Origin of the sequence: Citrobacter sp. Cm046 (assembly GCF_030333065.1) — a bacterium.
In the GTDB taxonomy this organism is placed as follows: domain Bacteria; phylum Pseudomonadota; class Gammaproteobacteria; order Enterobacterales; family Enterobacteriaceae; genus Citrobacter; species Citrobacter murliniae.
The window spans coordinates 375,467-397,186 of record NZ_JAOWGP010000043.1; the positions used below are offsets into that span (position 1 = coordinate 375,467).

24 protein-coding genes are annotated in these 21,720 nt (G+C 53.3%); 5 read left to right on the forward strand and 19 right to left on the reverse strand.

All coding sequences use genetic code 11. From position 1 onward, the window contains the following. Window positions 1-20 precede the first annotated feature (20 nt). Window positions 21-530, forward strand: coding sequence for a PTS glucose transporter subunit IIA (gene crr, locus OGX98_RS17560; protein WP_000522253.1), 510 nt, complete (start codon window positions 21-23; stop codon window positions 528-530). A gap of 61 nt (window positions 531-591) precedes the next feature. Here crr and OGX98_RS17565 read toward each other — a convergent pair whose 3' ends face one another. Then, window positions 592-831 carry a hypothetical protein gene (locus OGX98_RS17565; RefSeq protein WP_048220856.1) on the reverse strand — a complete coding sequence of 80 codons (240 nt, stop codon included), beginning with the start codon at window positions 829-831 and terminating at the stop codon, window positions 592-594. After that, entirely contained in the window at window positions 828-1,694 is an 867-nt protein-coding gene (gene pdxK, locus OGX98_RS17570) for a pyridoxine/pyridoxal/pyridoxamine kinase (protein ID WP_048220855.1), read from the reverse strand. The genes OGX98_RS17565 and pdxK overlap by 4 nt, the downstream gene beginning before the upstream one ends. 82 nt (window positions 1,695-1,776) lie before the next feature. Here pdxK and ptsJ point away from each other — a divergent pair, with 82 nt between their 5' ends. After that, entirely contained in the window at window positions 1,777-3,069 is a 1,293-nt protein-coding gene (gene ptsJ, locus OGX98_RS17575; protein WP_286595661.1) for a MocR-like B6 salvage transcription factor PtsJ, read from the forward strand. A gap of 13 nt (window positions 3,070-3,082) precedes the next feature. Then, a complete protein-coding gene (locus OGX98_RS17580; RefSeq protein ID WP_048220854.1) occupies window positions 3,083-3,799 on the forward strand; it encodes a type 1 glutamine amidotransferase in 717 nt (238 codons plus the stop codon). A 71-nt stretch (window positions 3,800-3,870) separates the two neighbouring features. Here OGX98_RS17580 and cysM read toward each other — a convergent pair whose 3' ends face one another. The 10 genes from cysM to OGX98_RS17630 all read right to left on the reverse strand — a co-directional run bounded on the left by cysM (window position 3,871) and on the right by OGX98_RS17630 (window position 12,378). Continuing rightward, on the reverse strand, window positions 3,871-4,782 hold the full coding sequence (gene cysM, locus OGX98_RS17585) for a cysteine synthase CysM (protein WP_045445927.1): 912 nt from the start codon (window positions 4,780-4,782) through the stop codon (window positions 3,871-3,873). 119 nt (window positions 4,783-4,901) lie between these two features. Further along, complete coding sequence (gene cysA, locus OGX98_RS17590; RefSeq protein WP_045445930.1) at window positions 4,902-5,999, reverse strand: sulfate/thiosulfate ABC transporter ATP-binding protein CysA; 1,098 nt, start codon at window positions 5,997-5,999, stop codon at window positions 4,902-4,904. Continuing rightward, a complete protein-coding gene (gene cysW / locus OGX98_RS17595) occupies window positions 5,989-6,864 on the reverse strand; it encodes a sulfate/thiosulfate ABC transporter permease CysW (RefSeq protein WP_045445933.1) in 876 nt (291 codons plus the stop codon). The genes cysA and cysW overlap by 11 nt, the downstream gene beginning before the upstream one ends. Continuing rightward, complete coding sequence (gene cysT / locus OGX98_RS17600) at window positions 6,864-7,697, reverse strand: sulfate/thiosulfate ABC transporter permease CysT (protein WP_045445935.1); 834 nt, start codon at window positions 7,695-7,697, stop codon at window positions 6,864-6,866. Before cysT ends, cysW begins: the two co-directional genes overlap by 1 nt. Then, window positions 7,698-8,714, reverse strand: a complete 1,017-nt coding sequence (gene cysP, locus OGX98_RS17605) for a thiosulfate/sulfate ABC transporter substrate-binding protein CysP (protein WP_200010283.1) — start codon at window positions 8,712-8,714, stop codon at window positions 7,698-7,700. It abuts the gene before it with no gap. A 157-nt stretch (window positions 8,715-8,871) separates the two neighbouring features. Then, complete coding sequence (ucpA, locus tag OGX98_RS17610; protein ID WP_045445939.1) at window positions 8,872-9,663, reverse strand: SDR family oxidoreductase UcpA; 792 nt, start codon at window positions 9,661-9,663, stop codon at window positions 8,872-8,874. Between the two features lie 225 nt (window positions 9,664-9,888). After that, complete coding sequence (gene yfeX / locus OGX98_RS17615) at window positions 9,889-10,788, reverse strand: porphyrinogen peroxidase (RefSeq protein ID WP_045445941.1); 900 nt, start codon at window positions 10,786-10,788, stop codon at window positions 9,889-9,891. A gap of 93 nt (window positions 10,789-10,881) precedes the next feature. Continuing rightward, window positions 10,882-11,457 carry an RpoE-regulated lipoprotein gene (locus OGX98_RS17620; protein ID WP_048220852.1) on the reverse strand — a complete coding sequence of 192 codons (576 nt, stop codon included), beginning with the start codon at window positions 11,455-11,457 and terminating at the stop codon, window positions 10,882-10,884. Between the two features lie 59 nt (window positions 11,458-11,516). Further along, window positions 11,517-11,966, reverse strand: a complete 450-nt coding sequence (locus tag OGX98_RS17625) for a DUF2919 domain-containing protein (RefSeq protein ID WP_045445948.1) — start codon at window positions 11,964-11,966, stop codon at window positions 11,517-11,519. Continuing rightward, entirely contained in the window at window positions 11,953-12,378 is a 426-nt protein-coding gene (locus OGX98_RS17630) for a GNAT family acetyltransferase (RefSeq protein WP_286595663.1), read from the reverse strand. The genes OGX98_RS17625 and OGX98_RS17630 overlap by 14 nt, the downstream gene beginning before the upstream one ends. A gap of 211 nt (window positions 12,379-12,589) precedes the next feature. Between OGX98_RS17630 and amiA the strand changes: the two genes are divergently transcribed. Then, complete coding sequence (amiA, locus tag OGX98_RS17635; RefSeq protein ID WP_045445954.1) at window positions 12,590-13,459, forward strand: N-acetylmuramoyl-L-alanine amidase AmiA; 870 nt, start codon at window positions 12,590-12,592, stop codon at window positions 13,457-13,459. A gap of 2 nt (window positions 13,460-13,461) precedes the next feature. Next, complete coding sequence (gene hemF / locus OGX98_RS17640) at window positions 13,462-14,361, forward strand: oxygen-dependent coproporphyrinogen oxidase (RefSeq protein WP_045445957.1); 900 nt, start codon at window positions 13,462-13,464, stop codon at window positions 14,359-14,361. A gap of 102 nt (window positions 14,362-14,463) precedes the next feature. Here hemF and eutR read toward each other — a convergent pair whose 3' ends face one another. Genes eutR through eutH form a run of 7 tightly spaced genes read right to left on the reverse strand, consistent with a single transcriptional unit; the run spans window position 14,464 to window position 21,710 of the window. Then, window positions 14,464-15,516, reverse strand: a complete 1,053-nt coding sequence (gene eutR, locus OGX98_RS17645) for an HTH-type transcriptional regulator EutR (protein WP_045445960.1) — start codon at window positions 15,514-15,516, stop codon at window positions 14,464-14,466. A 48-nt stretch (window positions 15,517-15,564) separates the two neighbouring features. Continuing rightward, window positions 15,565-16,095 carry an ethanolamine utilization microcompartment protein EutK gene (gene eutK / locus OGX98_RS17650; RefSeq protein ID WP_045445965.1) on the reverse strand — a complete coding sequence of 177 codons (531 nt, stop codon included), beginning with the start codon at window positions 16,093-16,095 and terminating at the stop codon, window positions 15,565-15,567. Window positions 16,096-16,106: 11 nt separating this feature from the next. Continuing rightward, window positions 16,107-16,766 (reverse strand): ethanolamine utilization microcompartment protein EutL, encoded by a 660-nt coding sequence (gene eutL / locus OGX98_RS17655; protein WP_045445968.1) that lies wholly within the window; start codon window positions 16,764-16,766, stop codon window positions 16,107-16,109. Between the two features lie 9 nt (window positions 16,767-16,775). Next, a complete protein-coding gene (gene eutC, locus OGX98_RS17660) occupies window positions 16,776-17,672 on the reverse strand; it encodes an ethanolamine ammonia-lyase subunit EutC (protein WP_286595664.1) in 897 nt (298 codons plus the stop codon). Between the two features lie 20 nt (window positions 17,673-17,692). Next, window positions 17,693-19,054: an ethanolamine ammonia-lyase subunit alpha gene (gene eutB, locus OGX98_RS17665; RefSeq protein WP_045445975.1), complete on the reverse strand. Its 1,362-nt coding sequence runs from the start codon at window positions 19,052-19,054 to the stop codon at window positions 17,693-17,695. A gap of 11 nt (window positions 19,055-19,065) precedes the next feature. Then, a complete protein-coding gene (gene eutA, locus OGX98_RS17670; RefSeq protein ID WP_045445978.1) occupies window positions 19,066-20,469 on the reverse strand; it encodes an ethanolamine ammonia-lyase reactivating factor EutA in 1,404 nt (467 codons plus the stop codon). Beyond that, window positions 20,466-21,710: an ethanolamine utilization protein EutH gene (gene eutH / locus OGX98_RS17675; RefSeq protein ID WP_045445981.1), complete on the reverse strand. Its 1,245-nt coding sequence runs from the start codon at window positions 21,708-21,710 to the stop codon at window positions 20,466-20,468. Before eutH ends, eutA begins: the two co-directional genes overlap by 4 nt. Window positions 21,711-21,720 lie beyond the last annotated feature (10 nt).

The window sequence follows — 21,720 nt, forward strand, 5'->3', positions numbered from 1 at the left end:
TTACTGCTTAGGAGAAGATCATGGGTTTGTTCGATAAACTGAAATCTCTGGTTTCTGATGATAAGAAAGACACCGGAACTATTGAGATTGTTGCTCCGCTCTCTGGCGAGATCGTCAACATCGAAGACGTGCCGGATGTAGTTTTTGCTGAAAAAATCGTTGGTGATGGCATCGCTATCAAACCAACCGGTAATAAAATGGTTGCCCCGGTAGACGGCACCATCGGCAAAATCTTTGAAACCAACCATGCGTTCTCTATCGAATCTGATAGCGGCATTGAGCTGTTCGTTCACTTCGGTATCGATACCGTTGAACTGAAAGGCGAAGGCTTCAAGCGTATCGCTGAAGAAGGTCAACGCGTTAAAGTGGGCGACCCGGTTATTGAATTCGATCTGCCTCTGCTGGAAGAGAAAGCCAAGTCTACCCTGACTCCGGTTGTTATCTCCAACATGGACGAAATCAAAGAACTGATCAAACTGTCCGGTAGCGTAACCGTGGGTGAAACCCCGGTTATCCGCATCAAGAAGTAATTCTTACGGCAGTGAAGAATGGCGCCTGATGGCGCCATTTTTTTATACACTTCATCCGGCATTACAATACAGAGGTCACCGGTCGGTAACACGCCTCGCGCATCAGGATTTTCATCCCTTCCGGACCACTTTCCAGCATGCGTCTTTCTGAATCTGACACCAGCAATTCGCAATCATACCCACCAGCAATACCGAACATTGCACGAGCCACACAAATATTTTCCAGTGCTTCCGTCCCGCTGGTATCAAAATGTCCAATCATACGTCCATGCTGGCGAACCACCAGCCGATAACTCTTCATCGCGCCTCCCCTGCTGGTGGCAGAATTAATTCGTCACAACCGCACCGTTGCGTCCATGTCATCACTTCCAGTACGCGCTGTGCGGCATCGTGTGTCGCAGCGGTGAGGGGTTTCCCTAAAACAATACCGCTCACCAGTTCAGCGCAAAACAAATCGCCAGTTCCCTTTAGATCCGTCTTTACTCTGGGGTGGGTTAACACTTCCACCGTATCAGCCGTTACCACTGCAACATTGATAACCTCCGGGGTTTCGCCCGGTGCGCTGGTGATCACAACCCATTTTAGCGTCTCGGTGAGCAAAGATTTTGCCGCAGTTATCGCTTCATCCAGCGTACGACACGGTTTTCCACTCAACATTTGCAGCTCAAACACATTTGGCGTCAGTCCTTGCGCCAGCGGCATCAAGTGTTTGCGGTAAGCATCCGGGATTTCGGCCTTCACATACATTCCGCTATCCGTATCACCGATCACCGGATCGACTAAAATACACAGGTCCGGGTGCGTGACGCGAACAATTTCCAGCCACTGTGCCAGCAAGGCGATTTGTTCCGCGCTCCCCATATATCCCGTGGTCACCGCCTTTAGCTCACGCAAAGCATCACGCTCATTTAAGGCCCTGAGATAACCACTAAACCAGTCTGCAGGGATTATCCCACCGTAAAAGGTCTCATAATGTGGAGTATTACTGAACAACACCGTGGGGACCGCCGTCACCCGTAACCCCTGTGCTTTGATGGCTGGCACGGCGATACTGTTACCGACACTGCCATACACCACCTGTGACTGGACGGCGACGATATCGGTCTGTAACGCCCGATGCGTGTCGTCGAAGAGCACTGACTGTATTTCACTCTCCTGCTCCATAAACCTCTCCTCTCGCTGGACAGCGGGCTTTCACCTCACTATTATCGTCATATGCTAAAATTCATTTTGTCATAGGTCAATAATGATCGACGGAAAAACCGCTAACGAAATTTTTGACAGTATTCGTCAACATGTCGCTACAGGCACATTTATGCCTGGCGAAACGCTGCCGCCGGTAAGGGAGCTGGCCGCGGCATTAAACGTCAATCGCAATACTGTCGCAGCGGCATATAAACGGCTGGTCACCTCCGGGCTGGCAATCAGCCAGGGGCGAAATGGTACCGTCATCAAGGGATTATCATCGCCCGTCGCGCTGGAGGGCAGTAATCCGGATACCCCTCTGACCGACCTTTCCGGCGGCAATCCTGCAGCGCATCTCCTGCCCGATCTGAGCCGTTATTTCGCGAAGATAAATAAGACTCCGCGATTGTATGGTGATGCTGCAGTATCGCCGGGTTTGAAGACGTGGGCGACACAATGGATGCAGGATGCCATACCCTGTACGGGCGAAATTGATATCACCAGTGGCGCAATTGATGCTATCGAACGACTACTGTGCGCCCATTTACTGCCGGGCGATAGCGTCGCAGTAGAAGATCCTTGTTTTTTGAGTAGCATCAATATGTTGCGTTATGCTGGTTTTTCCGTCAGCCCAGTCAATGTGGATAGCGAAGGCATGCAAACTGAGATGCTGGAACTGGCGCTACAAAAAGGGGCCCGGGCGGTTATCCTTACCCCACGCGCGCACAATCCGACGGGGTGTAGTCTGAGCGCAGTTCGCGCTACCGAATTGCAGAATATTCTGGCTCGTTACCCGCAAACACTGGTGATTATTGACGATCACTTTGCCCTGCTTTCCGCTTCCCGCTGGCATCCAGTCATTGCGGAACAGACACATCACTGGGCGGTCGTCAGATCCATGTCTAAAACATTAGGTCCTGACCTGCGACTTGCCATCGTGGCCAGCGATCCGGCTACCTCAGCGAAACTCCGTCTACGGCTCAACTCCGGTAGCCAGTGGGTCAGCCATCTGCTACAGGATTTAGCCTGCGCCTGCCTGAGTGACAATGAGTACCAGCGCACGCTGACACTGACTCAGCAGTTTTACGCCTCTCAGCAACAAAAGCTCGTCCTGGCCCTCAAACAACATGGTATTGAGCTTCATGCTGGTGATGGTCTGAACTTCTGGCTACCGCTGGAAACTCACAGCCAGCCACTCGCCTTTGCGCTAGCTAAGTTTGGCTGGCTGGTACGTGAAGGTGAAGTTTTTGGTGTCAATGCGCCTTCACATGGTCTGCGAATTACGTTGTCAATGCTGAAAAACAGCGACATCAACAAGCTGGCGGCTGATATTCATCAGACGCTGAAGCGCTAACAGGAGAGAAAACGTGCGAGTTCATTTTGTTATTCATGAGTCATTTGAATCTGCTGGCGCTTACCTGCCATGGGCCGAAGAGCGTGGTTATACCATCACCTGGTCGTGCGTTTACGCTGGAGAGTCAATACCAGCCAGTGCTGATAGCTTCGATATGCTGGTCGTGTTTGGTGGCCCGCAGTCTCCACGAACCACGCTCGCAGAATGCCCGTACTTTGACTCTCTGGCCGAACAGCATCTGATTAACCAGGCGATTTCTGCACGTAAGATTGTGGTGGGGATCTGTCTGGGATCACAACTGATTGGCGAGGCGTTGGGCGCAAAAGTGTGTCAGAGCCCGGAAAAAGAGATTGGGCATTCCCCCATTACGCTGACTGAGGCTGGCAAACAGCATCCGTTAATTGCCCACTTTGGATCGCCGCTGATTGTCGGCCACTGGCACAACGATATGCCAGGGTTAACCGACCAGGCAACAGTCCTTGCCACAAGCGTTGGCTGCCCGCGACAAATCGTGCAATACGGTAACTTTGTCTACGGTTTCCAGTGCCATATGGAATTTACCGCCGAAGCGATTGAGGGACTGATTCAACACTCAGAGCAAGAACTTGCTGAGGCAAAAGGAAAACGCTTTATCCGTTCAGTTGCCGAAATGCGCGAGTGGGATTACCAACAGATGAATGAGAAACTCTGGCAGTTCCTCGATCTGCTGGTAGAGAAACACCGCGGATAATATACAGAGAGGCCGGATAGCGCCACGCTTGTCCGGCCTACAAGCTCATTGGCATCCCTACAACAACACCCTTAAATCCCTGCCCCCTGATTAAAGTGTTCTTCGCCAAAGACTCCGGTTGAAAGATAGCGGTCGCCACGATCGCAGATGATTGCTACCACCACCGCACCCGGTGTGGCATGCGCCACGCGTAACGCCCCTGCCACAGCCCCGCCAGAGCTTACTCCGCAGAAAATGCCTTCGCGAATCGCCAGTTCTCGCATCGTGTTTTCGGCGTCGTCCTGATGAATATCTAAGACCTCATCAACCAACGAAGCGTTAAAAATTCCTGGCATATATTCCGCAGGCCAGCGTCGAATACCGGGAATGCTGCTCCCTTCCTCCGGCTGCAGACCAACAATTGTCACCGGCTTTTCCTGCTCACGCAGAAAACGTGACACGCCGGTAATGGTGCCGGTGGTCCCCATGCTGGAGACAAAATGGGTGATACGTCCTGACGTCTGTTGCCAGATTTCCGGCCCGGTCGTTGTGTAATGCGCATACGGGTTATCGGGATTATTAAACTGATCGAGCAGTTTTCCTTCACCGCGTTCGGCCATTTCCAGCGCCAAGTCACGCGCCCCTTCCATCCCCTGTTCTTTGCTGACCAGAATAAGCTCAGCACCGTAGGCACGCATCGCCGCACGCCGCTCCTGGCTCATGTTGTCAGGCATCAGAAGCTTCATGCGATAACCTTTCAGTGCGGCAATCATCGCCAACGCAATTCCGGTATTACCACTGGTTGCCTCAATCAGCACATCACCGGATTTGATTTCCCCACGTTTTTCCGCTTCGACAATCATTGATAGCGCAGCGCGGTCTTTCACCGAACCTGCCGGGTTATTCCCTTCCAGCTTAACCCAAATTTCACTGCCGTTATCCGGCGCAAGGCGTTGCAGTTTGACCAGAGGCGTATTGCCAATCGTTTGTTCTAATGTATTCACGTTTTCTGCTCATAAAAAAGCCGGGTGGCGCTACGCTTACCCGGCCTACAAGTGACGACTAGAGACTGTAGACCCGGCAAGCAGTACGCCACCGGGTGATAAACATATAAATTAAGCTATCAGGCTGATTCTGCCAGAGCAAGCTCCGCTTCGCGTGTTTCAATGCGTTGCTCGCCGTTATACAGACGCGCATTTTGCAACCCAACAAACAGGCGTTCACCACGGACAGGGGAATCATCACCTTGCATCACAACCGTCAGCGGCTCGTTATACCACCCCAGCGGCTGCACAACTAATTGGGTGTAGTGGCCTTTCGGACTGGCCTCCAGCACCTGCACCGGTAGAGGAGAATCCAGGCTGGTACGGCGACTGACATCCACTTCCCACGGACGCAAGAACAGATCAACCGCTCCCTGATACGCAGGCGTATATCCCAGCGGCCAGCGGTGAGCTCCAACGTGGAACTGCCCGCCGCGAATAGTACCCTGCAGACGGTTAACCTCACCCATGAACTCCAGTACAAAGCGGGTTGCTGGTTCGCGCCATACCTGGTCCGGCGCATCTGCCTGCTCAATATGTCCCTGGCTCATCACTACCACGCGATCAGCAACTTCCGTCGCTTCTTCCTGATCGTGGGTGACAAATACGCTGGTGAATTTCAACTCTTCGTGAAGCTGGCGCAACCAGCGACGCAGCTCTTTACGTACCTGAGCATCGAGCGCACCAAACGGTTCATCAAGCAGCAGGATCTGCGGTTCTACCGCCAACGCACGTGCCAGCGCTACACGCTGCTTCTGCCCGCCGGAAAGCTGCGCCGGGAAACGGTCCGCCAGATGGGCAAGTTGCACCATCTCCAGCAGCTTAGTCACTTTCGCTTTGATAGTCGCCGCATTCGGACGCTCACGGCGTGGCAATACCGTCAGACCAAAGGCGATATTGTCGAATACGGTCATATGGCGGAACAGGGCATAATGCTGAAATACGAAACCGACTTTACGGTCGCGGGCGTGCAGACGACTCACATCCGTACCGTGAAAACGAATATGTCCGCTGGACTGATGCTCCAGCCCGGCAATAATGCGTAGCAATGTGGTTTTACCCGAGCCAGAAGGCCCCAGCAGCGCGACCATCTGACCTGAAGGAATATCCAGTGAGATATCATTCAGCACCTGGGTGCGACCAAAAGACTTCTTAATATTGGCAATCTCAATGCTCATGATTTTCCTCCTGCTGCGCGCGTTTTTCCTGGTTCTCCAGACGCCATTGCAACATGCTCTTCAAAAACAGGGTAACAATTGCCATCAGCGTCAATAACGCGGCGGCGGTAAAGGAGCCGACGGTGTTGTAGTCCTGCTCCAGTAATTCAATCTGTAACGGCAGCGACAGGGTTTCACCACGAATCGAACCGGAAACTACCGATACTGCTCCGAATTCCCCAATTGCACGGGCGTTGGTCAACACCACGCCGTACAACAGCGCCCAGCGAATATTCGGCAGAGTAACGCGACGGAACATCTGCCAGCCCGATGCGCCCAGCAGAATCGCCGCCTCATCTTCATGACTGCCCTGGCTCAGCATGACCGGAACCAGCTCGCGTACTACAAATGGACAGGTAACGAAAACCGTGACCAGCACCATTCCCGGCCAGGCAAACATAATTTGCAGATTATGTTCATCCAGCCAGCCACCCAATGGGCCGTTAGAACCGTAAAACAGCAGATACACCAGACCAGCCACAACAGGCGACACGGCAAACGGGATATCCAGTAACGTCAGCAGCAACTGGCGTCCAGGAAAGTTAAAGCGGGTTACCAGCCAGGCCAGCAAAACGCCAAATACCAGATTCACCGGCACGGCAATCAACGCAATCAGCACCGTCAGCCAAATGGCGTGCAGCATGTCCGGATCGGCCAGATTCTGTAATACCGGCATTAATCCCTTGCTGAACGCCTGAACGAAGATATAAATCATCGGTACCAGCAAAATAAATGCTGATACCAGCATGCCCGTGCCGATTAGAAACCATTTACCCCAGTTGATGCGGGATGCGCCATAGCGTTTCAATTGAGTAATTTCTGCCATCAGTGACCTACCACGCGTCGACCAAAACGACTTTGCAGGGTGTTAATCGAAAACAGCAGCAACAATGAAGCCCCGAGAATAACCGACGCAATCGCGCTGGCAGCGGGATAGTCAAACTCCTGCAAGCGGACAAAAATCATCAGTGAGGTCACTTCTGTTTTCCACGCGATGTTCCCGGCAATAAAGATAACTGCGCCAAACTCACCCAGGCTGCGGGTGAAAGAGAGTGCCACGCCCGCTATCAGCGCGGGAGATAACTCCGGCAGCACCACTTTACGAAAGCTCTGTAACCGTGTAGCACCGAGTGTTTCAGCGGCTTCTTCATACTCTGGCCCTAACTCTTCCAGCACCGGTTGAACGGTACGCACCACGAACGGAATGCTGGTAAACGCCATAGCGACTGCAATTCCCAGCCAGGTGTAAGTCACTTTAATATCGAACTTCGCCAGCCACTCGCCGTAGAAACCGTTGACCGAAAACAACGACGCCAGCGTCAGGCCCGCCACCGCAGTTGGCAGGGCAAAAGGCAAATCCATTAACGCATCCAGCAACGTGCGGCCTGGAAAGCGATAGCGGGTTAAGATCCACGCCATCAACAGACCAAATACACCGTTAAAAATCGAGGCCACAAACGCTGAAATCAGCGTCACTTTATAGGCCGCCACAACCTGCGGATTAGTAATCACATCCCAGTATTGTGCCCAGCTCATTTGCGCCAGTTGCATCACCAGCGCACTGAGCGGCAGCAGCAATATCAGGCACACAAACAGCAAGCTGGTGCCCAGGCTTAAGGTAAAGCCAGGCAGCACGCGTCGGGAAGAAACAGCAAACATTTACTTACGCCCCGCCGACAACAGTTTGTCCAGCTCACCACCGCTGACAAAGTGCGTTTTCATCACCTCAGGCCAGGAGCCAAAGTGGTCTTCCACGCGGAACAGTTCGGTCTGCGGGAATTTATCCTTCAGCTTGTCCATGACCTCAGGATTGTTCACACGATAGTAATAGTCGGTGATGATAGTCTGTGCTTCAGGGCTGTAGAGCCAGTTCAGATAGGCCTTAGCCGCTTTTTCTGTGCCATTGGCTTGCACGTTTTTGTCTACCCACGCCACCGGGAATTCAGCGAGAATATTGGTTTTCGGAATAACAACTTCAAATCCCTGCGCTTCATACTGCTTGCGGATGTTATTCACTTCTGATTCAAAGCTTATCAGCACATCGCCCAGGCCACGTTCAGCAAAAGTGGTGGTGGCGCCACGACCGCCGGTATCAAATACCTCAACGTTTTTCAGGAATTGCGTCATAAACTGCTCGGTTTTGGCTTTGTCGCCACCGTCAGCTTTATCTGCCGCACCCCACGCTGCAAGGTAGGTGTAACGGGCGTTACCGGACGTTTTCGGATTCGGGAAAATCAGTTTTACGTCGGAACGAACCAGGTCATTCCAGTCGTGGATATTCTTCGGATTCCCCTTACGTACCAGGAAGCCCATGGTGGAATAGAATGGCGAGCTGTTATTCGGCAGACGGCTTTGCCAGTCGGCCGGGATCAGCTTGCCTTTATCGTGCAGGATCTGCACATCGGTGACCTGGTTATAGGTCACCACGTCAGCTTTCAACCCCTGTAAAATCGCCAACGCTTGTTTTGATGACCCGGCATGGGATTGTTTAATGGTCAGCTTATCCCCGCCGTTATCCTTCGCCCATTGCTGCTCAAACGGTGGATTAAGGGCGGCAAACAGCTCGCGGGAAACATCGTAAGAACTGTTCAGTAGTTCCGTTGCCTGCGCCTGACCTATCAGTAGCAGAGACGCGACCAGCGTCAGAGAGCTTTTTTTCAGGAAATTAACGGCCATTGCGCACCCTTATAAATTTAATGACTTTCTTATGGCCATCATATTTATAACCAGTGCTAAAGGAGTAACGGTTTTATATACCGTTTGATGATTTGAAAGTTGAAAAGAGAATAAGGGGTACCTCCCCTCCATATCGCGGAGAGGAGGATGGCATCGGTCAGACGCCTACGCTGACGCTTTCAGGCAAAGTGCTACCGCCATCAATCACGTTTTGCGTGCCGGTCAGGTAACTGGACTCATCGGACGCCAGGAACGCCGCCAGTTCGCCAACCTCAAGCGGACACGCCAGACGACGCATCGGGATCGCTTTCGCCATTTCAGTTAATACAGACTCTGGATCATCCGGGTTAGACTGACGTGCAATATTTTCTGCCATCGGCGTACGTACATAGCCCGGACAAATAGCATTCACGCGAATACCAGACTGCGCGTATTCCACCGCCAGGGATTTGGTTAAGCCGATAATTGCTGCTTTCGACAGCGCATAGGCCGTTTCGCCCGGATCGGCAACCATATCACCGGTCACAGATGACATCATCACGATACGTCCGTCTTTACGAGCAATCATCTCCGGCAGAACGGCTTTCGTCACGTTCCAGACGCCTTTAATATTGATATCAATATGGAAGTCGCGATCTTCATCGCTCATATCAAGGAAGCTGCCGAGGCGACATACGCCCGCATTGTTGACCAGAATATCGATTTTTCCCTCAATCTTCTTCGCACGTGCTACCGCCGCCGTGACAGAAGCAAAATCTCTGACGTCTGCATGAACTGCCGTGCACCGGTGACCGCGTCCACTCAGCTCATCTGCCAGTTTTTCAATCTCATCGGAGATATCCAGCAAGATTAGGTTCGCGCCATGGCGGGCAAACGTTCTGGCAATACCTTCGCCAATGCCCTGAGATGCGCCCGTAATCAATGCTGTTTTGCCCGTGAGTTTTCCCATTTCAATATTCTCCTTTTGAATATGAAGCATCCGCTTCATTCACGCAGAAGATACAGCAATAACAAATTAGTGCTGAGGAATAGCTCACTAAATCAGGTTAATGTCAGGTAAAAAAAATCCCCGACGACGCGGGGATTAGCTTATTTCTCTGGATTTTGTCGGAAAGCGGCTTCGTCTCAACAAGCCTGCACGATTGCTATCTGTAGTCCAGGCACCCGGCAATAATCACAGGGCGAGCAGACGATCCAGCGACGGAGCAAAGTAATAGCCGCCGGTCACCGGTTTGGTAAAGCGCAGCATGGCGTCACGTTTACCATCAGTATCGCCAAACATACTCAGCAGTTGCTGCTCAATATTATGCAGACGCGCACAGTAAGCGCAGAAATAGAGACCGTGTGTGCCGCTGGCGGTACCGTACGGCAGGCTCTGGCGAACAATTTTCAGCCCCTTGCCATCTTCTTTCAAATCCACACGGCTCAGGTGAGAAGTCACCGGGCGATCATCACCGTCAATCTCTTCATTGGCTTCTTTGGTGCGACCAATCATCATTTCCTGATCATGAATGCTCATGCGGTTAAGCTGCTTCAGGTTATGTTCCCAACGCTGTACAAATACATAGCTGCCACCGGCATCAACGCCATCTTTGATGACCGCGACTTCACGGCGCGTTTCTTCTCCGGCCGGGTTTTCCGTACCATCCACAAAGCCGCTAAGATCGCGCTCTTCAACCCAACGGAAACCGTGGATCTCTTCTTTCACTTCGATGCAGTCGCCAAAGGCTTCCATCGCTGCCTGCGCAACGGAGAAATTCACGTCATGACGCAACGAGAGGATATGGATCAGCACGTCATACTGGGTCGCCGGTGCCAGACCTTTACCGTAAGGGATAAAGTCTTTCAGCTCTTCAGCGCCCACGCCGCCGCTCAGTGTGCGCCAGGTGTTGTTGCCGAAAGCAACGACCGCGCCAAGGTGCGCATCCGGGAATTTCGCTTCAAAGGTCGCCAGTTTATCCGCAAAGGTTTTACTGGCCGCACGCAAAGCCTCAACGTCGCCCTTAACATTGGCTTCAATCCAAATCGCCGCACGGCAATGTTCTGGCAAAATGCCACTCTGAACCTGAGACATTGTTCCTCCTGAAAAAAAGATGCCACGACATCGTGGCATTGATAGGCGTTATTCTACCTGTTTTTTTAGTCCGTCGATTTGTTCAGACGCAAATTAACGCCGCCAGATAATTTTGCTCACTTTCCAGTCTTTCAGCGTATCGTCAGACGGCATTATGCCTTCAGGCCCGCTCCACTCGCCGGAAAAAATATAGCTAATATGTTGACTTCCTTCAGCTTTACACTCAACACCCGCACTATCATCTCCGGTAGCTTTCTGGCAATTACCGAAAGCTTTAGTGTAAAGGTCGCTAAACGGTGTACCGATTTCTACACCGGATGCTGATGAAATATCGCTGTCCAGCACATCAATACGGCTGATCGTTCCCTGATCACCGTTGATAATCATCGCAACGCTGCTATCTTTCATCACCTCATAAAAACGTACAACATTGCCATTATTGGTTTTCATCCCGCTACGCAGGCGATAGTCCCCATCCAGCGCATCGGCAATTGATTTTTCATTCAGCGGTGTGGCGGCGGTGAGTTTTCCCACACCCTGCTCAGTGACCTCCGTCGAAGAACCAAACCAGTTCCACGGATTTGCAGCAGACCAGTTCACCGACGACAGCGTTGAACAACCAGTCAGTACCAGCGGCATCGCGCATAAAATCAAACGCAGTGATTTCATTTCACCTCCTCCCTTATTTATCAACGTTGCTTGGAGTTCACTTTCGAAAAAAAGTGCCGTTATTCTTTTTCAACATAAAAACAGGCACGCAGACGTTGATTAGTTAATAGCCATACCAGCGCGACGATATCAGCCACCAGCAGCGCCAGCCCGGCACCGTTGACAGGATCTCCTTCCAGCCACAGAACAGGCTGCCAGCATAGCAGCACCAGTTGGGCCAAAATCAGCAATGCGCGCAGCCAGCGCCATAACGAAGGAAACGCAAAACGTCGCCCGCTGAGCAAAAACGCCAGCACTGCCGGAACGCCGGGAAGCAATCCCAGCCAGAAAGAGTCATGATCGGGATAAAACAGATTCAGTAATGTGTTGCCCTGCTCGCGGGAAGATCCCGCAATCACAAACAGCACCCAGGTGCGCGCCTGAAGCAGCAGCACACACCAGAACAAAAAAGGCAGGCGTAAGCGACCATGACCATCATAATCGGCAGGATGGAACTCAGTACTCTTCATCTTCGATCAGACGTTTGCCCAGATTGAGTACATCAGCATGTTCATATCCCAGACGTTCATACATACCCAGCACAACGTCATTATCATCACGCACTATGATTTGAATCTTCGGGCAACCGCGGGCTATGAGTTTTTTCTCCAGACGGTTGAGCAGTGCATTGGCAATGCCGCGCCCCCGAAACTCAGGATGCACGCCAAGGTAATAGGCAGAACCACGATGACCGTCGTAACCTCCCATCACCGTGCCAACCACTTCGCCATTCACTTCCGCGACCAGAAACAAGCTGACGTCGTGATTTACTTTACGCTCGATGTCCATTTCCGGATCGTTCCATGGACGCAACAAGTCACAGCGCTCCCAGAGGGTGATCACCTCTTCGAAATCTTCCTGGCGAAATACGCGTATTTCCATGGTATTGGTTACCTTTTCAGGACGTTAAAAAGCGATTATGGCGCGAACAGCTGATTTAGCCAATATCTGACGCGAAGCAGCGGAAAAAATGGCATAATACTGAACTGTCACGTATTGAAATGAAAAGTAAAACAATTCTTATCCCGATCCGTCGCAACGGACTACGCGATACGATATAACGTCTGGAACCTTTTTTTACAACTCAGGCCGTATGAGCACTTTTAAACCACTAAAAACTCTCACATCGCGTCGCCAGGTGCTGAAAGCCGGGCTGGCCGCCCTGACGCTGTCAGGCATGTCGCAAGCCATCGCTAAAGAAGAAGCGCTAAAAACCAGCAATGGTCACAGCAAACCGAAAGCTAAAAAGGCAGGTGCTAAGCGTGTTGTGGTACTCGATCCGGGACACGGCGGTATTGATACCGGAGCGATTGGACGCAACGGTTCGAAGGAAAAACACGTCGTGCTGGCGATTGCCAAAAACGTACGATCCATCCTGCGCAGTCAGGGGATTGATGCGCGGCTGACCCGTTCCGGCGATACATTTATACCGCTGTACGATCGCGTCGAGATTGCGCACAAACACGGTGCCGATCTGTTTATGTCCATTCACGCCGACGGCTTTACCAATCCCAGTGCCGCTGGTGCATCGGTCTTTGCCCTGTCAAACCGCGGCGCCAGTAGCGCCATGGCAAAGTACCTTTCCGATCGTGAAAACCGCGCCGATGAAGTTGCCGGGAAAAAAGCCACTGATAAAGACCATTTGCTGCAGCAGGTACTGTTCGATCTGGTACAGACCGACACGATAAAAAACAGTCTGACCCTCGGTTCGCATATTCTTAAGAAGATCAAGCCAGTACACCGTCTGCACAGTCGCAGTACGGAACAGGCCGCCTTCGTGGTGCTAAAATCCCCTTCTATTCCTTCGGTGCTGGTCGAGACTTCGTTCATTACCAACCCGGAAGAAGAACGGCTGCTGGGGACAACGGCATTTCGTCAGAAAATCGCCACCGCTATCGCCAATGGCGTCATCAGCTATTTCCACTGGTTTGATAACCAGAAAGCACATTCGAAGAAGCGTTAATCATGAAGCCCGATACGCAGCGCGTAAAACAGTTCCTGCTCAGCCTGCAGGATGATATTTGCCAGCAGCTATCCGCCGTGGACGGTGCTGATTTTGTTGAAGATAGCTGGCAGCGTGAAGCGGGCGGCGGCGGACGCAGTCGGGTATTGCGCAACGGCGGTATTTTTGAACAAGCGGGAGTGAATTTTTCCCACGTTCACGGTGATGCGATGCCTGCTTCAGCTACCGCACATCGACCAGAGCTTGCCGGACGCAGCTTTGAGGCGATGGGGGTGTCGCTGGTTGTGCATCCGCTTAATCCTTACATTCCTACCAGCCATGCCAATGTGCGGTTTTTTATTGCTGAAAAACCAGGGGCAGACCCGGTCTGGTGGTTTGGCGGTGGTTTTGATTTAACGCCCTACTACGGCTACGAAGAAGATGCCGTTCACTGGCATCGCACGGCCTTTGATCTGTGCCAGCCGTTCGGTGATGACGTCTATCCGCGGTATAAAAAGTGGTGTGACGACTACTTCTTCCTGAAGCATCGTAACGAGCAGCGTGGTATTGGCGGACTGTTCTTCGACGATCTCAATACGCCCAACTTCGACCACTGTTTCGACTTTATGCAGGCGGTTGGCAAAGGCTATACCGACGCGTATCTGCCTATTGTGGCGCGTCGTAAGGCGATGAGTTGGGGCGAGCGTGAACGTAATTTCCAGCTTTATCGTCGCGGTCGCTACGTGGAGTTCAATCTGGTGTGGGATCGCGGCACGCTGTTTGGTTTGCAGACCGGTGGGCGCACCGAATCCATCTTGATGTCAATGCCACCGCTGGTGCGTTGGGAGTACGACTGGCAGCCGGAAGCGAACAGCCCGGAAGCTGCCCTTAGCGAGTTTATCCAGGTCCGCGACTGGGTGTAGTTGCCTGATGGCGTTACGCTTGTCAGACCTACAAAACGGCAAAACCCGTAGGCCGGATAAGGCGCGTTAGCGTCGCATCCGGCACGTCACAGGCTCATACCATCACGCCCACTGGCGCATGCGCTGATGCAGCGTCAGTGACGGCTTCTCCGCAAACAACTGCTGGTAATCAGTAGCGAACTGCCCTAAGTGCCAGAATCCCCACTGCATTGCGGCATCTTTTACCGTCGAGCTCTGCGACCACGGGCTGATAAGCTCCCGACGCACGGCATTCAGACGAATGCGCTTCAACCATGCATTCGGCCCGATACCAAGAATCGCGTGAAACGCGTTTTGCAACGTACGGCGGCTCACATGCAACTGATTACACAAATCGAGCACAGTCAGCGGCTCCGACATGTTTTCCAGCACATATTCGCGCGCGCGCGACAGCAGACGACGATAACTCTGATGGCTGATACTCTCGGCGGTTATTATCGGCTGAGCTTCCTCCAGCATCGTGCCCATCGCCAACAGCAGGTTATCGCCTAACACTTTGCGCACCGCGGTCTGGCGAAGATCCTCTGGATTCTCGCTGAACGTTGCCAGCGCCTGCTGCACAAATCCCCACAGTGCCGCTTTATGCTGCTCTTTTACTTCCAGCGCTGACTGGTTACGCAGCATATGCAGCACCCGTTCCGGGTTATGCAGGAAGTTAGCCTGACGAGCAATGGCCTCTTCAGATATAACCACACCAAGAATGGTGTAATCGTCTGGCGTACTCAGTTCAAACTCAGTCCCTCCCGGGCGAGTTGCAATCTCAGCACTGCCAAGGCATTGGGTGCCAATAAATCCCTGCTCACCACGCGTAGCCGGAATGCCAAACCAGAATGAATTCGGCCAGACCAGGCATGACTGGCGCAGCGCCAGACCGGTGTATTCACGGAACACCTGAATGTCATCGAGCAGGATTTCCGTGAACTCGCCATGAAATTTACCCGGATGGAGCTGATCGTATATCTGCTGCCAGGCGGTAATAGTCAGGGCGTGCTCATAGACATCTGTTGTTCGCCGCTGGTGAACGTTATCCACCTCTACTATCGGCGTAAGTTTAACGTCTTCGGGTAATGCTTCATGATAAAGATGGTGCAGGTTTGCAGTACGTTTCTTTTTCATGATCTTTTAAGCCGGAAGCTTCATTGAAGCCCCCGGCCCTCCGACAGGTTAATTTTTTAAGCGATAGCGACTACTGCGTTTACGCAACGCTCCGTCAGAAAAGAGCTGTTCCAGCGCATTTCTGGCTTTTTCAAGTGACCAGCCAAAGTGCGCAGCCACTTCCCCTGCCGTCATTCCCTGACGGACCGATGTTAACAGTGCCAGTAATTCATCAGAGGATTCAGTCGCCACAGGAGTTTCCTGTATCTGCTCTGATTTCACTTCAGATTTCACTTCAGGCTTCTGTTCTGGTTTCTTCGGTGCGCGCTTAAAACCGCCAATCAGCCACTGGGTGTCATCGTCCGGCCGCCCTATCTCCTTGCGGCTAATAACACGGCCTGTACGCTGTGCTGCGGCACTGCCAGCATCCAGCGCCGCACGACACGCCGCCAGATCGCCTTCCACCACCAGCGTCAGCCTGCCAGGATCGAGCACTTCGTGGCTTAGCAGACGCACGTTCGCGGCTTTTAGCATGGCATCTGCCGCGTCCACGGCAGCGACCATGCCATCCACTTCCAGTAATCCCAGTGCATTGATCATCACAACCTCTCTTACGCGCGCTGTACCGGATTACGGGCAATATCCAGAACGGCATCGGCAAAGGCGTTACAGGCAGCTTTACAGGCAGCCTGGCTACCGGTCAAAAACGCCGCCGAGTAGTTGGTTTCTGACGGCGGCGGAACGTAGGTCACCAGTTGTACATCGGCAGATTTCAGCGCAGCATCAATACCAAATGTCGCTTCCAGCGGCGGCGCCACCAGATAGGCCATCGGATCGCCAAGCGCGCATCCTGCCGTGGCTGAAAGATACGAACCGGTACGCGAGACCACATGCGCCAGGAACGCGGTGTTTTCTGCATCATTCGCCCACTGGAACGCTGCGCCACTTTCAATGTTAGCGACCATCGCATCCAGACCCGCGCGAACTTCCGCCGGGTTAGGGCCACCCAGCATGATCATCACTTCACCGGCAGTCGGTGACGGTCCATGCGCGGCTCCCGCATACAGCGATCGGCCATATACCACTTCTACCATCGCCTGTTTTGTCGCTTCGTCAGCGGCAATATACGCCACGTCATCAGAGTCTGCCGTGATGAGTCCGAGGCTACGTATATGTGGCGGTAATTTAAGTTCACGTGCAAACTCCGCGTTAACGGAGGCAATCACGCGCATCGCGGTGACTGAAGGTCTAATCAAATCTAATGCTGGCATGCTGCCTCCTTAACGGGTCATATTGATGCCGGACGCTTTTTGCTCCAGCATGCGCTTGGCCAAATCCACAATTACCGCAGCCGCTTCAACCGGTGGCGTGCCGCCCTGGTGAATGTTCGAAATACAGGTTCTGTCGGCCTCAACGGTGGTCGCCACACGTGGCGAATAGACGGCGTAGCAGGAAAGACTCTCCGACTGGCCTAAGCCCGGACGTTCACCCACCAGCAGAATCACCGCCTTCGCCCCCAGAAGTTCGCCAATCTGATCTTCAATTTTCACGCGGCCATAGCGTACAAAGAACGGCGTACCCACCTTCAGTCCAGCCTGTTTTAAACCAGACAACAACGGCGGCAGGATCTCTTCGTAGTTCGCAGTAATAGCATCTGTAGACAGGCCATCAGAAACGATCACCTGCACATCCGGGTTGGCCACGCACTGTGATTTCAGTGCTTCTATCGCTTCCGCACTCAGACGACGACCCAGGTCCGGGCGAGTCAGGTACAGATTTTTGTCACTGATTTCTGAACGGACTTCCAGCAACCCTTGTGCTTTCACCCACTCTTCCGGTACCTCTTTCAGCACGGTGTCTTTCGAACGAGAGTGGTCAGCCAGGAAGCGCAGCAGCGCCTGAGTGCGTGGACGTGGACCGGCACGACCGGTGCATACGCGCGCTGCAGTACTACGACGCAACTCTGTCAACACTTCAGCACGGTGCGGATTTTCAACGCCAATCCACGCTTTGGCTTCCGGTGAACCCAGGTCCATCGCACAGCTTTCCCCCGTCGGTGCGGCGCACTGTGTGGAGCTGCATTTCACTTCCGGTGACGGCGCTTGAGCCTGCGGCTGTGACTCACCCATTGACGCCATTACGCTGCGTACAATTTCTTCAATCTGTTTTTGATCCATCGTGTGTCATCCCCGCGTCATCAGAAGAACAGTGACGGATCGCCCGCCCGTTTGGTCAGGCGACCGTTTGCCATAATGCCCATGTTTTCCAGCCAACGTTCAAACTCCGGCGACGGACGCAAGTTCAGCAACTGGCGCACGGTCGCGGTGTCGTGGAACGCGGTGGTCTGATAGTTGAGCATGATGTCGTCACCGAGCGGCATGCCCATGATGTAGTTGCAGCCAGCGGTGGCGAGCAAAATCATCAGGTTTTCATTGAGGTTCTGGTCAGCGTCAGCATGGTTGGTGTAACAGCAGTCACAACCCATTGAGATGCCGCTCAGTTTGCCCATGAAGTGGTCTTCCAGACCGGCGCGAATAATCTGACGGTCGTTGTAGAGATACTCCGGCCCGATAAAGCCCACCACGGTGTTCACCAGGAACGGATCGTAGTGACGCGCCAGACCGTAGTTACGCGCTTCCATCGTCACCTGATCGGCACCGAAGTTAGCGCCTGCGGAAAGCGCAGAACCTTGCCCGGTTTCAAAGTACAGGCAGTTTTCACCGGCAATACGGTTGAACTCAGCACCCACTGCGCGTGCCTCATCCAGCATCGCCAACTCGACACCAAACTCTTTCAGCCCTTTTTCGCTACCGCAGATGCTCTGGAAAATCAGTCCGCCCGGCGCGCCGCGACGAATCGCTTCGATCTGGGTGGTGACGTGCGCGAGCACACAGCCCTGTGTAGGAATGTTGAATTTGTCGATCACGCCATACACGGTATCGAGCACGCGGCTTAAGTTCTCCACGTCATCTGTCACCGGGTTAACACCGATAACGGCATCGCCCGCACCGAAGGAAAGCCCTTCGTAGATTTGTGCGGCAATACTCTGCACGTCGTCGCGGGTATCGTTCGGCTGCAAACGGCAACTGAAGGTGCCCGGCAGACCGATAGTCGTGTTAGCCTTTTTGATCACCGGCATTTTTTTGCCGCCGTAGATCAGGTCCGCGTTGGAACAAATTTTTGCAACGCCTGCGACCACTTCGGACGTTAACCCTTTGCGCATAAACGCAATGTCATCGACAGAGGTTTCATCACTCAACACGTACTCGCGCAGCTCACTGATGCTCCAGTTTTTGATGCGGTTATAGGCCGTTTCGTTGACGTCATCCTGAATCAGACGCGTGACGCAGTCCTCTTCATAGGAAATCACCGGGTTGTTGCGGATATCCGCTACCGTCATTTCCGACAACACCTGTTTAGCAGCCACGCGCTCCTGCGAGCTTGTCGCGGCCACACCAGCCAGCACATCCCCCGAACGCAGTTCGTTGGCTTTTGCCAGCACCTCTTTTACATCCTTAAACTGATAAACATTGCCGAACAATGTGGTCTTTAGTTTCATAAGTCGTTCCCTCAGGAAGGAAATGCGAGTGATTTCACCGTCACCGGCACAACCGATCCGCCAAAAAGAGGCGTACCAATGTCGATATAGTCACCCGCCCGAACAATCACCTCATCGATGACCGCCAGCGGGTGTTGCTGTAACTGTGGGCGTAACAGCATGCCCAGTGCTTTACCAAAATCCTGCTCGGCTACCACCAGCAGGGGATGCGGATTCGGATAACGTGCGACAAAGGCCAGTAGCGCGTCGATGACCGTTAACAGCGCGGCGTAGCGCACTGGCAGCGACCCGGGCAGCGCAAGGACATAGGCGTCAGTTTTCGGGTCGAGATCGAGCTGCATCAGCGCCTGCTGCCAGGCCGCGACCAGATCAGCTTCATCAACCGGGATAGCCACTGGCAGGTTGCGCAGCGGAAGCGCAACGCCTTCCAGCCAGATGGTGCTGCCTGAAAGCGATAGCGTATGTGCTCCTGCGCCAATGACCGTGGCACGTACTGTTTGCGCCGGGAACTGCACGTTCATCTCACGCAGACGCGGATGTTCATGTAGCGCCGTTGCCAACAGCGGTCCTATGTCAGAAAAACAGAATGGATCGGCAGGCTGGTTGCGGTAGCACTCACCCACCCCACCCGAAAGCGTAATCACCTCTGGCTTAATGCCCACAGGCAATAAACCGGTTTGCATCAACGCCTGAGCCAGCGGCGAAAGTTTGCCGTCAATAACCTCGACGATAAGCGTAGCCATCCGTCGCGCCACCTGAATCAGTTGCGCCGCATTAAGCGAACGGGCATCTGTACCTGCGCCAAAAACATCATCGACAATCATTTGCCCCGGCTGGTGCGCATGAACCACACGCCCCTGGCTATCGGTCTCCAGCAGTCGCCCACCAACATTCAGGCAGGCTGAACCGCTAACTTTTCCGGCGTCAAACAGAACATAGTTAGACGTACCACCGCCGATATCGATATTCAGTACGCTGCACAGTCGCTGCTCAGACAGGGTTTGCGCACCCGCGCCGTGACCGGCAATGACCGATTCAAGATGTGGACCTGCGCTGGCAACCACGAAGTCACCCAGCGACTGGGAGAGCGCCATCACCGCCGGACGGGCATTGCGGGTTTTCGCACTTTCCCCGGTAATAATGATTGCGCCAGAATCAACGCTCTGTGGCTCAATACCTGCTGCCTGATACTGAGCCAGAATCAGCGCCTTAAGTTCGGCCTCTTTTAACCCGCCTTGCTTATCAACGGGGGTAAAGAAGACCGGGCTTTGCCAGCTAATTTCACGTTTGATGAATTCGTAACGCGGCACCTGCGACACTGCCGCACGGTTAACCAGCTCAAGGCGGGAGAAGATCACCTGAGTGGTGGTGGTGCCGATATCGATACCGACGCTCAATAGCTGGCGAGTATTCACGATTGCGCCTCCGCTTTCGTTTCTGTTTCGGCTTCCACTTCTGCCGGAACGTTTTCGTCTTTTGGTACCAGCAGCATAGCCACACCAATCGCCGTTACACCGCCGATCAGCTTGCCGACAATCATTGGGAAGATCATGGCGTTCATGTTTGCGGCAGCGAAACCTAAGTGGTCACCCAGAGCGAAGGCAGCAGAGACGGCGAACGCACAGTTAATCACTTTGCCGCGGGTATCCATGTGCTTCATCATGCCGAACATCGGAATATTGTTCGCCAACGTTGCGACCATGCCACCAGCTGCCATATTGTTGATTTTCAGAAGATTACCAACTCGCATCAGCGGTTTTTCAAACCAACGGGTCAGTAACAGAACCATTGGATAAGCGCCGAGCAGTACGCAGGAGATAGAACCGATAACTTCGATGGCGCGCATCACTTCACCAGGGTTATCGCCAGGCGCCATGAAGATAGGATCGAGACCCGGGATCAGATCCCAGCCGAGCAGGAATTTGATAACCGCAGCGGCCAGCCCGATTGTGATCAATGCCACCAGGAACTTAGCGAAGATCTGGAAGCCGTTGATCATTTTTTCCGGGATGAATTTCAGCCCCAGCGCCACCAGCACGGCAACGATCAGCACCGGAATCATGTTCATCAGGATCAGCGCGAAGGTAAATTCCACCGGCTGTCCGTTGATTTCAACGCCGGAATACATCGCTACCAAACCACCCGCGATACAGCCAATTGGGATCGTGACAATACCAGCCAGCACGCCCAGTGCCAGATAACGACGGTCAGAGGGTTCAATAATCCCCAGTGCTACCGGGATGGAGAAGACCAGCGTCGGCCCCATCATCGCACCCAGAATCAAGCCAGAGTACAACCATGCCGCAACATCACCGCCCGCCAGTTCTTTCGCCAGGAAGAAGCCGCCCATATCACACGCCAGCAGCGTTCCGGCAAACATCGACGGGTTCGCGCCCAACATTTCATACAGCGGAATAATCACCGGCCCGAGCACTTTTGCTAATACCGGCGCCAGCGCAGTCATACCGACCATTGCCAGACCGAGCGCGCCCATCGCCATAAAACCTTCTTCAAACTGACCACCCGATCCCTCGATGCTTTTACCAAACTTACCGAGGTAGCGCGCTGAACCACCGAACTGCGACAGGATCCTGTCCACGGCGGCAATCAGCATAAAGAACATCATGATGTACATGATGATTTCGTTAATTCCCATACCCTTCACT